Consider the following 14,867-nt stretch of genomic DNA (forward strand, 5'->3'; position numbering starts at 1 on the left):
CTGCACAATATTTCAAATCTTACTGGTGTCTCGCACCACTTTAAAGATTTTAATTATCCTGCAAATAGTATTACATATAAATTAGATTTTGTAAATACGCTTTTTAAAATTTTTTAGATTTTTTTAATTTATATTATATGGTGATAATTCTTTATTATTTAATAGTCACTAAGTAATGTATAATTAGTTATTTATTAAAATAATTAATTATACATTACTTGTATTTTAAGAAGTATGTTTAATAATATATTTATGAACTTCTTCTGGTAAAATATCTAAAGCTATTGCAAATTCTTCAAATAATTGTCTTTTTGCTTCCTTCATAATTTCTTCATCAATTCTATTTAATTTTTTACCAACTGCCTTTTTTTCCTCTTCTTCTTTCTTTAAAATCTTAATTACCTTTAACCACTCTCGGCTGTCTGCTGTTTTAAGAGCAGCCTTGCAAATTTCACTTCTTTCTCTATCATTATCGACAGGAACAGCTTCTATGTAAGGCATAGTATCTATTAATGCTAAAACATCATTTTTAGTTAAAATACTTCTCATAATAACTTTTTTATTATCTACCGGAGTTTTAATAACCATCTTATTATTAAATACAGGCTGTAAAACATAATATTCAGTTTCTAAAGAACCTAGATATTTTCCCTTAGTAATATCAGTAATCTTACATACACCTATTGTCCCATATACAACATAATCATTGATCTTAAACATAAATTTTTCCTCCTTAATCCTTATTTTTCTGCATCCCCCCTTCAAGTCAAAAATTATTATAAAGCAATAGCTCCGATAACCCAAATTACGTCATCGGAGCTATTGCTGCATTTATATTATACCACAATTTTAAAATTTTATGTACTTTCTAAAAAGTGCATTGTATTAGTATAATACAAAGTATCCAATTACTAATAATCCTAAAATAATACGATACCAGCCAAAGGCTTTAAAATCATTGTTTTTAATGTATTTCATTAAAAATCTTATTGCTATTATAGAAACAACAAAAGCAACAATCATACCTACTAATAAAATAGCAATTTCTGTACCTGTAAAATCAAATCCAAATTTAATTAGTTTTAAAGCACTTGCCCCAAACATTACTGGAATTGATAAGAAAAATGAATATTCAGCAGCAATATAACGTGATGTTCCAAGTATAATTGCTCCAAGAATTGTTGCTCCTGAACGTGAAGTACCAGGAATTAAGGATAATACTTGGAATAATCCTATTCCAAAAGCTGTGGCATAAGATAATTCCTTAAAACTATTTATCTTAGAAACTTTATTCTTATTGCGATTTTCAATAATAATAAATAAAATTCCATAAATAATAAGAGTTATCGCAACAGTTTGATAATTATATAAATGTTCATCTAACCAATCATCAAACAATACACCTAAAACTCCAGCCGGTAATACACCTACAATTACCTTATACCAAATCTGCATAGTATCTCTTATTTCTTTTGAAGACTTATTAACTGAAAAAGGATTTAGTTTGTTAAAATACAAAAGAACAACAGCTAAAATAGCTCCTAATTGTATAACAACAAAAAACATTTCTTTAAAAGCATCAGAAACATTTAACTTAATAAATTCCTCAACTAAAATCATATGACCAGTACTGCTTATAGGAAGCCATTCAGTTATTCCTTCAACTACTCCTAAAAAAGCTGCCTTTAATAATTCAATTATTAACATTTTTCTCCTCCATTTTTTATATTTTCTTTAATAAAGCTAAAAAATAATTTAGTATATTTATTAAAGGATTTATATTAATTAATATGTTTATTAATTAATACTTATTTATTATATTTCTTTCTTCTCTAAAACAAAATACCTTTTTAAATTTCTAATATTAATTTTATTCCATATTACTATAATTTTTATCTACTTATTCTTAAATTTTTCTGAATTTTGAAATTGCAAAGAAGAAATCAGTCATATAAACTTATACTTATTATACAACTTAAGTAAGATAAATTAAAATAAATGAGGTGTTTAAATTGGAAAGGTGTCCTTGGTGTGGTAAAGATGAATTATATATAAAATATCATGATGAAGAATGGGGTGTACCTGTTCATGATGATAATAAACATTTTGAATTCTTAGTTCTTGAGTCAGCTCAAGCTAGATTAAGCTGGCTTACTGTATTAAGAAAAAGAGAAAATTATAGGAAAGCCTATGATAATTTTGAGCCTAATAAGGTTGCTAAATACGATGAAAATAAAATCAATGAATTATTACAAAATCCAGGAATTATAAGAAATAGGAAAAAGATAGATGCTTCTATAAATAACGCAAAAACTTTTTTACAAATTCAAAAGGAATTTGGCAGCTTTGATAATTATATTTGGAAATTTGTTGATAATAGTCCAGTAATCAATAATTGGAATTCTATTTCTGAACTACCTGCTAGTTCAGAACTTTCTGATAAGGTAAGTAAAGATTTAAAATTAAGAGGCTTTAAATTTCTTGGAACTACTATAGTTTATGCTTACCTTCAAGCTACTGGAGTTATAAATGACCATTTGCTTGACTGCTTTAGACACCCAATAAATAACAAGGCTTAACTTCTTCTGAAATTTCTCAAAACCATAATTTAACAAACAATTAGCAATATAACAAATTAAAAAATGGTATATACTAAAATAAAAGAAATTTGAAGAAGGTGCTAAAATGAAAAGACAGAAAAAATTTAAGCGAATTGGTACTCATAACGGAAAATTTCATGCAGATGAAGTCATTGCAACTGCAATACTTAAGGAACTTTTTGAGGTCGAACTAACAAGGACTAGAGATGAGAAAGTTTTAAAAGAACTTGATATAGTTTATGATGTTGGTGGAGGAAAATTTGATCATCATGGAATTAATAAAAGATATAGAGAAAATGGAACTCCTTATGCTGCATGTGGACTTATATGGGAGGAATTCGGTAAAGACTTACTTAAATTAAAAAGAGAATCCTTAAATAATGAAGAAATTCAAAGTATATTTGATTATATTGATAAAAGCATAATTGAAGGTGCTGATGCCCTTGATAATGGAATTTGGATAGATAAAACAGAAATTCCACTATTACATATTAGTTCTATAATTGAAAAGTTTAATCCTCTTTGGAATTCTAATAAAGATGAAAATGAAGCTTTTAATGAAGCTGTAGAACTTGCAAGGACTATATTAAATAATGCTATAGAACATAAATTTTCTGTGCTTGATGCCAAGGAACATGTTTTAAAAGCTTATAAAAATAGGACTATTCCAGAACTATTAGTTCTTGATAGATATTGTCCTTACAACTCTTATCTTAGAGAAATTGATACAAAGGAAGAAGTTTTATATACAATATATCCCAGAGAAGATAGTTATGCCCTTCAATCAATAAGGGATGAAAATAAAATAGACAAAAAAAAGCTTCCAAAAGCTTGGGCTGGTTTAAGAGGTGAAGAATTAGCTGCAGTAACAGGTGTTCCAGATGCAATATTCTGTCATACAGGAAGATTTATTGCCATAACAGGAACAAAAGAAGGAATAATGAAATTAGCAAAAATAGCTATAGAAACACCAAAGGAAGAGTAAATTAAATCATAATTTTAAAAAATAATTAAGGTTCATCTACTAATAAAAATTCAAGTAGATGAACCTTAAATTTTAAAAAGGCTTTGCCTTTTTATGACCTGCCTTTGCTTTGCCTTGAATTTCAGGTACTGGATCTTGATCATTTTTAGGTATGTGTAATTTTTTATTACTTTCTGTACCATGTGGTTCCCTTGGATCTGGTCTTCTCATTCCTGCTTTAGCCATAAATATCACCTCAAAATTATTTTGTGAAATAAGATAAGTATTTATTCTGAATTCTTGTATTTATTTTTTTACTTAATTTGAAATTAAAGCTTAAAAATATCATCTCTATAATACTTTCCTTATTTATCAAGGTGTTAAATTTAATTTTTTGAAAATAATATTAATGACACTTAATATTAAGGAGGTTTAATTTATGGCTGAAAAAACTGGTGTAGTTAAGTGGTATAATGCAACAAAAGGATATGGATTTATATCTTGTGATAATGGAGATGATATATTTATCCATCATTCACAAATTCAAGAACAAGGTCCAGATAAAGATTTACATGAAGGGGAAAATGTAACTTTTGATATTCAAGAAGGAAAAAAAGGACCTATGGCCGTAAATCTTCACAAACTATAAATTTTATAATAATTTAAATAATAGCTGTGCAAGGTTGTTGTTTATAATACTTAAATTGGACAAACACCCTGCACAGCATTCTTATAAAGATATATCAATACTTCTATGTTCAACAGGCGTAGAAAAGACAATTTGAGTATCTGTATCTCCAAATCTTTGTAATACCCCAATAAATTCATCCAATTCCATAGTTGTGCGAAAAGCAACTTCTATAAGCATAGAGTAGGCCCCTGTTACACAATTACATTCAATAACATTAGGACATGCTTTTATAAAAGGATAGAATTCTGGTTTTTGCTGTGGAGTCATCTTCAAATTTATAAAAGCCTTGATATTATATCCTAATTTTAAATAATCAACTTGTGCAGTATATCCTGTAATAATCCCCTCTTCCTCTAATTTTAAAATACGGGCAGAAACAGCTGGAGTAGATAAATATACTTCTTCTGCTAAATGTTTAAGTGAATACCTTGAATTTTCTTGTAATAGTTTTACTAATTTTAAATCAATCTTATCCATATTTTATTAGCACTAATATAATTATTATGCTAACATTCACCTCTTTTCATATATAACTTTTAATTATTCCCTGATATTATTTTCCTTAAAATTCTAAAACATTTTATATCTTAATATAATAAAGTTATTTTTGCTTTTTTTCAACTATTTTTGAATACAAAAATTAAAAAAATTAAGTTTCAGACAAATTTAATCTATTCTTCTTTAAATAATTAAAAAACAGCACTAAAAAAGTGCTGTTTTTTAATTATTTACCCTTATCTTTCTTCTCTAAAATATGGAATTCCCAATGACTTCGGTGGTGCATTTCTAGTTGATTTCTTTATTCCTATAAATATAAGTATAGCTATTGTTACAACATATGGGATCATATCCATAAAATATATTGAAATAAGGGTATTAGTTATTCTAAATCTTATTATATCTAAGCCTCCAAATAAAAAGGCTCCTATAATTGCTTTATTTGGTCTCCAAGCTGTAAAAACTACTAATGCAACAGCAATCCATCCTCTTCCCGCTGTAATATTTTCCTGCCAAGCTGGAACATGTACTAAGGAAAGATAAGCTCCTCCAAGTCCACATAAAGCTCCTCCAAGCAATATATGAATATATTTATATAAATCTATATTAATACTTGCAGAAGCTGCTGCAGAAGGATTTTCTCCTACTGCTGTTAAATTTAATCCTATATTGGTCTTATATAAATATATTGTTAATAAAATAGTACATATATATCCTATATATATAAATAAATCTTGACTGAATAAAGCCTTACCTAATACAGGTATATTTGATAATAAAGGTATTTCTATTGGGATAAAAAAACTCTTTATACTATCAGGAGTAGCTTGACCAACTACTGATTTACCTACAAAACTTGAGAAGCCACTTCCAAAAATAGTTAATGTAAGTCCAGTAACATTTTGATTAGCTTTTAATGTAACTGTTAAAAAAGCATATATAAAAGCTCCTAAAGCTCCTGCTGCCATAGCAGCTAATAAAGCCATTACTGCACTTTCAGTCTTTAATCCTACAATAAAGCCTATTACTGCCCCCATTAACATCATACCTTCTACCCCTAGGTTAAGATTACCAGCCTTTTCTGTTATTATTTCTCCTAAAGTAGCAAATAATAGAGGTGTACCAGCTACCACTGCTGCTGCCAAAAAATTTGTTATCCATTCCATTTATGCTACCTCCTCAATTACTGATGTCTCTTTCTTGTTAAAGGAACTATTTCTAATTACAACTTTATAATTTGTAAATATCTCACTACCAAGTACAAAGAATAATATCATTGCTTGTATAATAAGAGCTACTGAATCTGGAACACTATAAATGGTTTGAATATAAGTTCCTCCTTGTACAAGGGTAGCAAATAGAAAAGAAATTACTCCTATCATATATGGGTTATGTTTAGCTAAGCAAGCAATTATTATTGCAGTATAACCTACACCTCCAGATACTTCAACTGACAAAGTTTCACTAATACCAGCTGCTTGTACCACTCCAGTAATTCCACAAATTACTCCACTTATAACTATTGTCTGAAGCATAGTCCTTTTTATATTTATTCCTGCATATTTAGCAGTACTTTCTCCCTTTCCTATAACTGAAATTTCAAAACCCTTCTTAGTTTTATTTAAAAATATATAAACTATAATTGAAAGGATTATAGCAATTAGCCATCCTATATTAATATTAAAAAGCTTTGGTAAAAGAGCATTTTTCCCGAAGCTTGCTATTTTAGGAAATCCAAGAGCGCTTTTATCTCTCCAAGGACCATACTGTAAATAAGCAACAAATTTTAAGGCAATATAATTCATCATTAAAGTAGTTATTGCTTCACTTACCTTCCACTTAATTCTTAAAAATCCTGGAATTAAGGCCCAAAGACTAGCAAAAAATATTCCACTTAAAAACATCATCATAAGCATTAAGGACTGTGAAAGATTAGGCAGCTTTAATGCTATAAGAGCTGCACCAAAGGCTCCCATTATAATTTGTCCTTCTCCCCCAATGTTAGAATAATTCATTTTAAAGGCAACTGCTATACCTAATCCAGTTATAGCTAGTGGAATTGCCTCTACAACTGTCTGCCTAAAACTTATTTTATTTCCAAGAGCCCCCTTTATCATTTCACCATATACTTCTATAGGGTTAAGTTTTAAAGCTAATAAAAATATGCCTGAAGCAGCCAATGCTAAAATTACAGCAATAATTGATGTAATTATCTGCTGCTTTTTACTTATTTCTCCTCGCTTAACAAACCTCATTGACATATTCTTCACCTATATCCTTCCTACCCATCATCATTAATCCTATGCCTTCTCTTGTTACCTTTTCTGCTTCAGTAATTCCAGTTATTTCTCCTGAATACATAACCATGATTCTATCACTTATTGCCATTAGTACATCTAAGTCTTCTCCAATAAATAAAATTGCGCTTCCCTTCTGCTTTTCCTTTAAAATAACGTCATATATTGCATAGCAAGTACTAATATCTAAACCTCTTACCGGATAAGCCATAACTATTAGCTTAGGATTTGAATTTAATTCTCTTCCCAGTAATATCTTTTGTATATTACCACCCGACATATATTTTATTGGGTATTCTACTCCTGCAGTTTTTACATTAAATTCTTTTATTATAAAATTAGCTTCATCTTTGCAAGACTTTTTATTTATAAATAATCCCTTTTGTTTCTTATAATTCTTAAGAAGTAAATTATCAGCTATTCCCATATCACCAACTAGTCCCATACCTAATCTATCTTCAGGAATATAGCTTAATTTAATATTTTCTTTAAAATACTTTGTTGAATCTATATTAGTTATATCTTTATTTTCAAAAATAATCTTTCCACTTTCTATAGGAGTAATTCCAGCTATTGCTTCACATAATTCCTTTTGCCCACTTCCAGTAATTCCTGCTATACCAAGAACTTCACCAGCCTTAATACTAAAAGAAATTCCTTTAACAGCTTCTACCCCTTCACTATCTTTTACTTTTAAATTTTCTACTTTTAATATTTCTTTTCCTAATTTTGATTTTATTGCCTTAATTGACAGATTAACTTTTCTACCTACCATTAATTCTGTTAAAATCTGAGGGTTAGCCTTATCCTTGTTTATAGTTGCAACAGTTTCCCCTTTTCTTAATATAGTAATTCTATCAGCTACTTTCATAACTTCATCTAGCTTATGAGTAATGAATATAATTGCACATCCATCTTCTTTCATTTTTCTCATTACTGAAAATAATCTATCTGTCTCTTGAGGTGTAAATACCGCTGTAGGTTCATCAAGAACTAATACTCTTGCCCCTCTATATACAACCTTTAAAATTTCAAGATTTTCTTTTTCTCCAACTGACATATTATGAACGAGTTTATTTAAATCAACATCAAAACCATATTTATCAATTATTTCTTTAATTTCTCTTTCTTTCTCTTTAATCCTTGAAAAAATACCCTTATTATTTCCTAATAAAATATTTTGAAGGGCCGTCATTGACTCTACTAATTTAAAATGTTGGTACACCATTCCTATACCATGTTTTATTGAATCTCTAGGAGAATTAAAATTAACCTTTTTACCATCTACAAAAATAGAGCCATTATCAGGAGTATAAACTCCTGATAAAATGCTCATTAATGTACTTTTTCCTGCACCATTTTCTCCTAGAAGGCAATGAATTTCTCCTGGTTTTACTTCAAAGTTTACATTTTTATTGGCAATGACTTTACCAAAAACCTTTGTAATATTTTTAACTTTAATTCCCTTAGTATTCATTTTTCCCCCTAATACTATTGTTCAATTACACCTTCTACGCCTTCAATTAAATAATCAATTTGTATCATTTCTTCATCTGTTAATACTTGCCCTTCTTTTACTTTAATTGCTCCAGTTTGGTCCTTTATTGGTCCTGCAAATATGTTTAATTCTCCTGCTTCTATCTTAGCCTTAGCTTCATCAATTAAAGCTTTAGCTTCATCTGGTACATTTGCATTAAGCTCGTCTAGTTGTACAACTCCATCTTTTAATCCGCCTAAATAATTTTCAGCTTTCCAAGTACCTTCTTTTATCTGTCTAACTGCCTCAACATAATAAGCTCCCCAATTCCAAACTGCTCCTGTCATATATGCATTTGGTGCATATTCCTTCATGCTAAGGTTATATCCAATTGAATATATGCCAGCTTCTTCTGCTGCTTGTTGTGTTGCTGCTGAATTTTGATGTTGTGCTAATACATCTACGCCTTCGTCTATTAATGCTTTTGCAGCTTCTTTTTCTTTAGCTGGATCATACCAAGTATTTGTCCAAGTAACTTTAACAACTGCATCTGGATTTACAGATTGAACTCCTAAAGTAAAGGCATCAACTGCTCTAATAACTTCCGGAATTGGAAAAGCCCCAACAAATCCAATCTTATTTGTTTTGCTTTTAAGCCCAGCTGCTATACCTGCTAAATATCTTGGTTCTTCCATCTTTCCAAAATAATTAACAAAATTACTTCCATTTGATTTGTAACCTGAACAATGTAAGAATTTAACTTCTGGATAATCTTTTGCAGCTTCTTCTGTAGCATCCATAAATCCAAAACTTGTTGTAAATATTACATTAGCTCCTTGTTGAATTAAATTATCGATAGCTGCTCTAACTTCAGCTTTATCTTCTTTAACATTTTCCTTATAAATAGTTTCAACTCCTAATTCCTTTTCAACAGCTTGTCTTCCTAAATCATGAGCATATACATAGCCTTGGTCAGTTATAGGTCCTACATATACAAAACCTACTTTTAATTCTTCTGAATTAGCTTCTGTTCCTGTTGTGCCCCCAGTTTGTTTTTCATTGCTTGCACCTGCGCATCCTGTTAATAAAAGTGCTGCTGTTAATACTGATGATAACAATACTGTTAATTTCTTATTCATAATGCCTCCCCAATTTTTTATTTAATTATTTTTAATAATTTTGTTTTCATAAATAATATAACACAAGATTTTAAAAAAGTCGAATATTATTTTTATTTTTTATTATTTTAATCGTAATAATACGAATATTATTTCGTATATTGTAGTTTTCATAAAGCTTTTCTCTTGTTTTTAGGCTATGTTTTAGTAATTTATTGATAATTAATGGACTTATAAGTTAAATACTACTAAAATAAAAAACACTAGATCAGATTTATCTAAATATAAATATAAATATAAATCCAATCTAGCATTTTTATAATTTCATTTACTTTAAGTAATAGATTACTTCTTAATTGCTAACAATATTTCTATATCATCCTTAATCTTTGAGGGTTTTGTTGTTGGTGCATATCTTTTAATTACATTGCCTTCAGAATCTATCAAAAACTTAGTAAAATTCCATTTAATTTCTTTGCCTAAAATTGATTTTCCTTGACTTTTTAAATATTTATAAAGAGGATGTGCCTTTTCCCCATTTACATCTATCTTTTCAAACATTGTAAATGTAACTCCATAATTCAGCTGGCAAAAGTTTTGTATTTCTTCATTAGTTCCTGGGTCTTGACTTGCAAACTGATTACATGGGAAACCTAATATCTCTAACCCCTTATCTTTATATTCCCTATAGAGTTCTTCTAGTTCCTTAAACTGGGGAGTTAAACCGCATTTACTTGCTGTATTAACAACTAAGACAACCTTTCCCTTATATTTTTTCATGCTAATCTCTTCCCCATAAATTCCCCTTGCTGAAAAATCATAAAAATTCATAATTATTTCTCCTCTCAAATATTATTGATTTATTTAAATTCAATTTAATTCAATTAATCTGTTTAAAAATATAGTTAAATCCCTTTAAGGAATTCAACTTATTTTTCTAAAGACGCTATCATTTCGTCTAAATAATTTTTTAAGGCTAAAAGATTTTCTGTATCACCCTTAAAATTGCAAAGCATCTTATCAGGAACTTCAAGAACTTTATCCTTAAGCTCTCTACCTTTATCTGTTAACTCAACTGTAACAACTCTATCATCTTCTTTATTTCTATATTTTATAATTAAATTCATAGCTTCTAACTTCTTAATTACAGGGGTAAGGGTACCAGAATCTAAATAAAGTCTTTTAGCAAGTTCCTTAAAATTTATTTTTTCCTCTTCCCATATAACTAACATTGTTATATATTGTGTATATGTTAAGTTAAAAGGATCAAGTAATGGTTTATATAGCTTTATAACTTCTCTTGATAAAGCATATAATGGAAAGCATAATTGATTTTCTAATTTAATTTTGTCATATTTACTCATTTCACCATTCTCCATATTAATTTATACAAATTCAATTTAACTCAATTAAATTTGATACTATTATATATTTTTATATTATTATTGTCAACTATAGAATACAAATATAGTCCTATTCCTTTATAGAATAATATTAAAAATTTAGCCAAAAATAAATTTAAGGATAAAAGATAAGGGGTTCTCTAATATGCACTACATTATTTTTGATTTAGAATTTAATCAAGATTTTTCTAATTTAAAATACTCAAATTCAGAAGAAAAAAAATCTAAATATCCCTTTGAAATTATACAAATTGGTGCAGTAAAATTGGATGCTGATTTTAACAATAAAGGAAGCTTCAATAGTTATGTTAAGCCAACAATTTATTCAAAAATAAGCCCCTTTATAGAAGAATTAACAGGTATTAATACCGAGCAAGTTATTTCAGAAAAAACTTTCCCAGAAGTTTTTAATAACTTTATAAATTTCATAAATGATAAAGATGCAATATTTTGTATCTGGGGTATGTCTGATATTCAAGAGTTATTTAAAAATGTTTTTTATCATAAATTAGATTATAACCTTTTACCTAGAAAATACATAAATATTCAGCCCTATGTTTCCAAACATTTTGGACTTTCAATCCAAAAACTTTTTAATCTTCAAAATGCCGTTGAAGAACTAAGTCTTCCAATAACCTTTGAGTTTCATAATGCCCTTTATGATGCTCATTATACAGCTGAAATATTTAAAAAAATATATACTCATTCAATTAAACCACAAATATATGATCCTTATCTGGTAAAAGCTAAGACAAGAAAGCCTAAGGTTCAGGTAGACTATTACAAGCTAATTCAACAATTTGAAAAAATGTACTACCGCGAAATGACTAAAGAAGAAAAAGATATTATAAAGTTAGCTTATAATATGGGAAGAACTCAACAATTTATAAAAATTGCAAAAGAGAAAAAGAAGAAATAAGATAAAAGAAAAATAATTCAAAATTAAAATTGACAATTGATAAACATTATCAATTGTCAATTATTGTTTAAAAACACATTTAAATACTCTCTCTATAAATCAAAATTAATAAGTTAAATTAACTCACAAGTTTATAATATACCCTGGCAGTAAGAGAATATACAATTCCATAAAATACTGCAAAGACTAAAATTGTTCCTAAAGTACATAAGGCAAATAATGTAATATTAGTTAAATTTAAAACTGAAAGCAATTTCGTTATAACTTTAAAGGCAAAAGCAATATGAATAATTGCCATTAATAAAGGTAGGAAAAATACCATAAGAACCTGGCTTTTAATTGACTTTTTAACTTCCTCTTTACTTAAACCAACCTTCTGCATTATTTCAAAACGCTGCTTATCATCATAGCCCTCTGAAACCTGCTTATAATACATAATAAGTACAGTGGCCATAATGAATAAGAAACCTAAAAATAAACCAAGGAAGAATAGCCCTCCATATAAGGAAAAAAAGGCTCCTCTAGATTCCTCTAGTCCTTCTGCATAACCTGAAAGTGAAGCTTCTGAAATCATATTGGATAAAACATTAATTAAATTAATTTGATTTTCAGCATCTCCTTCTGTATTAAAGGCGTAAAAATAAGAAAGGTTTTCAAATTTTTCTCCATATATATCTACATTAAAAAGTAACTTTTCAATAGTTTCTACGTCTTTTACGACTATATAATAACTTTTGGCCGCTATTGCTGATAAAATACCTTCTGAATTAAAATCCTTTAATTGCTCTTTTACTTTAAATTCATTACCTAAAATATTTACGGTATCTTCTTTTATTTCTCCTCTAAAAGCATATAAAAGTACCTCATTATCTTCTAAATTTATAGACTTATTCTCCTGACTATTATAAGATTCTAAGGGCATTATGTTTAGCAAACTTATATCAGAATAATTTCCTATATCTCTATTGGCCAAAGAAAAACTATTATTTTTTTGAAACATAGTAACTTCTATAGATCTATATTTAATTATATCCTTAATAGAAATATTATGTTTTTCTGCTTCTTTTATTATGATATTATCTAATTTTTCTTCCATCTCATCAGATACATTATCTACCCTTACAGCAATATCACGAGGATACCTATTTCTAAGAACATCTTCCATTCCAATATATAAGGATACTGTAGTAGAAAGCATAACAAGAACACAGGTTGAAAGAATACATATATTAGATAAACCTACTGCATTTTGTTTCATACGATAAATCATACCTGATACATTTATAAAATTATTAGTTTTATAATAAAATTTCTTATTTTTTCTTAATATTTTTAACAATGCAATACTAGCAGCTGTAAATAAACTATAAGTTCCTATAATAACAAGTATAACTGCAACAAAGAACAAATATATTGCTGCAAGAGGTGATTCTGTAGTAAGAGCAATATAATATCCTGCTGAAAGAGAAATTACACCTATAATTGTCATAATCCATTTTGTCTTAGGTTCTTTTTCTCCAACCTGTCCTCCCCTTAATAGCTCAACAGGTTTAGATAAATGAATTTGCCCTAAATTATTTAGAAGAGTTAAAATAAATATTGCTCCAAATAGTATTACTGTAATGGCTATTGATTCTTTAGAAATAAAGAAACCTAATGGCACCTCAAAAGTTAGAATCTTTAAAAGCACTAAGAACATTAATTTGCTTATTAATATTCCACTTAATAATCCAATTACTATAGTTGAAATCCCTACAAAAAATGTTTCCCAAATCATTACTCTAGCAATATGTCTTTTCTCCATGCCTAATATATTATATAATCCAATTTCATTCTTACGGCGTTTTATTAAAAAACTATTAGTGTAAAAAAGAAAAATTATAGAAAATAGGCCAATTACATAATTCCCAAGGCCTAATATAATTTTTAATGAATCTCCTCCAGACATATTATTTAAGCCATCATTTATAGATATAAAATGCATTGTATAAAACATCATAATTGTACTAATGGCTGCAACCATATATGGAAAATAAGTCTTTCCATTCTTTTTTATATTTATTAAAGCCAGTTTTGCATAAAAAATCTTACTCATTTCTAGCACCACCTGTTGCAATTATAGTTAAAGTGTCAGAAATTTTTTGATACATTTCCTCATCAGACATAGAAACCTTATAAAGTTGGTGAAATACCTCACCATCTTTAATAAAAAGTACACGTTTTGCATGGCTTGCTGCCTTTGTGCTATGAGTAACCATGATTATTGTTTGCCCTTCATTATTTATTTCTTTAAATAAGCGAAGTAAGTCATCACTTGAACGAGAGTCTAAAGCTCCAGTAGGTTCGTCTGCAAGAATAAGCTTTGGATTTGTAATTAATGCCCTAGCAACTGCAGCTCTTTGCTTTTGTCCTCCTGAAACCTCATAAGGAAACTTATGAAGAATATCTGAAATTCCAAGTTTTTTGGCTATAGGCTTTAATCTTTTGCTCATTTCCTCATAGGATTTTCCTGATAGAACAAGGGGAAGAAAAATATTATCTTGTAATGAAAATGTATCTAATAAATTAAAATCCTGAAATACAAATCCTAAATTATCACGACGAAACTTTGATATCTCTCTTTCTTTAATTGAACTTAAACTTTTACCTTCAAGAATTACATCTCCACTAGTAGGTTTATCTAGAGCAGCAAGGATATTTAATAATGTAGTTTTGCCCGAGCCAGATTCACCCATAACAGCAACATATTCCCCCTCTTCTACAGAAAAGGAAACATCAGATAAAGCTTTAACTTGATTTCCTCCAAATCGTGTAGTATATATCTTTTTTAAATTTTTTACTTCTAGCATAATAATAAACAACCTCCATTTCTTATCATGTTCAAATTATAGCAATAAAGG

General features: G+C 28.4%; 16 protein-coding genes. 4 read left to right on the plus strand and 12 right to left on the minus strand.

The genetic code is table 11. The features are described from left to right. Positions 1-225 precede the first annotated feature (225 nt). Both BEN51_RS12125 and BEN51_RS12130 read right to left on the minus strand, forming a co-directional pair. Complete coding sequence (locus BEN51_RS12125; RefSeq protein ID WP_119866286.1) at positions 226-720, minus strand: CarD family transcriptional regulator; 495 nt, start codon at positions 718-720, stop codon at positions 226-228. Between the two features lie 165 nt (positions 721-885). Continuing rightward, entirely contained in the window at positions 886-1,707 is an 822-nt protein-coding gene (locus tag BEN51_RS12130) for an undecaprenyl-diphosphate phosphatase (protein WP_207652778.1), read from the minus strand. A gap of 296 nt (positions 1,708-2,003) precedes the next feature. Here BEN51_RS12130 and BEN51_RS12135 point away from each other — a divergent pair, with 296 nt between their 5' ends. Beyond that, entirely contained in the window at positions 2,004-2,579 is a 576-nt protein-coding gene (locus BEN51_RS12135; protein WP_207652779.1) for a DNA-3-methyladenine glycosylase I, read from the plus strand. A gap of 106 nt (positions 2,580-2,685) precedes the next feature. After that, positions 2,686-3,585 (plus strand): MYG1 family protein, encoded by a 900-nt coding sequence (locus BEN51_RS12140; protein WP_119866288.1) that lies wholly within the window; start codon positions 2,686-2,688, stop codon positions 3,583-3,585. Between the two features lie 72 nt (positions 3,586-3,657). Here BEN51_RS12140 and BEN51_RS13870 read toward each other — a convergent pair whose 3' ends face one another. Further along, positions 3,658-3,810, minus strand: a complete 153-nt coding sequence (locus BEN51_RS13870; RefSeq protein ID WP_164704117.1) for a hypothetical protein — start codon at positions 3,808-3,810, stop codon at positions 3,658-3,660. Between the two features lie 193 nt (positions 3,811-4,003). Here BEN51_RS13870 and BEN51_RS12145 point away from each other — a divergent pair, with 193 nt between their 5' ends. After that, on the plus strand, positions 4,004-4,213 hold the full coding sequence (locus BEN51_RS12145) for a cold-shock protein (protein ID WP_119866289.1): 210 nt from the start codon (positions 4,004-4,006) through the stop codon (positions 4,211-4,213). 81 nt (positions 4,214-4,294) lie between these two features. Here BEN51_RS12145 and BEN51_RS12150 read toward each other — a convergent pair whose 3' ends face one another. The 7 genes from BEN51_RS12150 to BEN51_RS12175 form a co-directional block, all read right to left on the minus strand. Then, positions 4,295-4,732, minus strand: coding sequence for an Lrp/AsnC family transcriptional regulator (locus tag BEN51_RS12150; protein WP_119866290.1), 438 nt, complete (start codon positions 4,730-4,732; stop codon positions 4,295-4,297). Between the two features lie 257 nt (positions 4,733-4,989). Further along, a complete protein-coding gene (locus tag BEN51_RS13950) occupies positions 4,990-5,919 on the minus strand; it encodes an ABC transporter permease (protein ID WP_207652780.1) in 930 nt (309 codons plus the stop codon). Next, positions 5,920-7,014: an ABC transporter permease gene (locus BEN51_RS13955; RefSeq protein WP_207652781.1), complete on the minus strand. Its 1,095-nt coding sequence runs from the start codon at positions 7,012-7,014 to the stop codon at positions 5,920-5,922. Continuing rightward, a complete protein-coding gene (locus BEN51_RS12160; RefSeq protein ID WP_119866291.1) occupies positions 6,995-8,527 on the minus strand; it encodes an ABC transporter ATP-binding protein in 1,533 nt (510 codons plus the stop codon). The genes BEN51_RS13955 and BEN51_RS12160 overlap by 20 nt, the downstream gene beginning before the upstream one ends. Positions 8,528-8,541: 14 nt before the next feature. Then, the gene (locus tag BEN51_RS12165; RefSeq protein WP_119866292.1) at positions 8,542-9,666 is read right to left on the minus strand and encodes a BMP family ABC transporter substrate-binding protein; all 1,125 of its coding nucleotides are present in this window, start codon (positions 9,664-9,666) and stop codon (positions 8,542-8,544) included. Positions 9,667-9,990: 324 nt separating this feature from the next. Further along, positions 9,991-10,476 (minus strand): glutathione peroxidase, encoded by a 486-nt coding sequence (locus BEN51_RS12170; protein WP_119866293.1) that lies wholly within the window; start codon positions 10,474-10,476, stop codon positions 9,991-9,993. A gap of 98 nt (positions 10,477-10,574) precedes the next feature. Continuing rightward, on the minus strand, positions 10,575-11,009 hold the full coding sequence (locus tag BEN51_RS12175) for a MarR family winged helix-turn-helix transcriptional regulator (protein WP_119866294.1): 435 nt from the start codon (positions 11,007-11,009) through the stop codon (positions 10,575-10,577). Positions 11,010-11,193: 184 nt separating this feature from the next. Here BEN51_RS12175 and BEN51_RS12180 point away from each other — a divergent pair, with 184 nt between their 5' ends. Then, on the plus strand, positions 11,194-11,967 hold the full coding sequence (locus tag BEN51_RS12180; protein ID WP_119866295.1) for a 3'-5' exonuclease: 774 nt from the start codon (positions 11,194-11,196) through the stop codon (positions 11,965-11,967). A gap of 118 nt (positions 11,968-12,085) precedes the next feature. On the opposite strand, the gene BEN51_RS12185 is transcribed toward BEN51_RS12180, so the two are convergent. Together BEN51_RS12185 and BEN51_RS12190 are read right to left on the minus strand one after the other, a co-directional pair. Next, a complete protein-coding gene (locus BEN51_RS12185; RefSeq protein ID WP_119866296.1) occupies positions 12,086-14,062 on the minus strand; it encodes an FtsX-like permease family protein in 1,977 nt (658 codons plus the stop codon). Further along, on the minus strand, positions 14,055-14,822 hold the full coding sequence (locus tag BEN51_RS12190) for an ABC transporter ATP-binding protein (RefSeq protein ID WP_119866630.1): 768 nt from the start codon (positions 14,820-14,822) through the stop codon (positions 14,055-14,057). Before BEN51_RS12190 ends, BEN51_RS12185 begins: the two co-directional genes overlap by 8 nt. Between the last annotated feature and the right edge of the window lie 45 nt (positions 14,823-14,867).

It is taken from the genome of Clostridium isatidis (assembly GCF_002285495.1).
Taxonomy (GTDB): Bacteria; Bacillota; Clostridia; order Clostridiales; family Clostridiaceae; genus Clostridium; species Clostridium isatidis.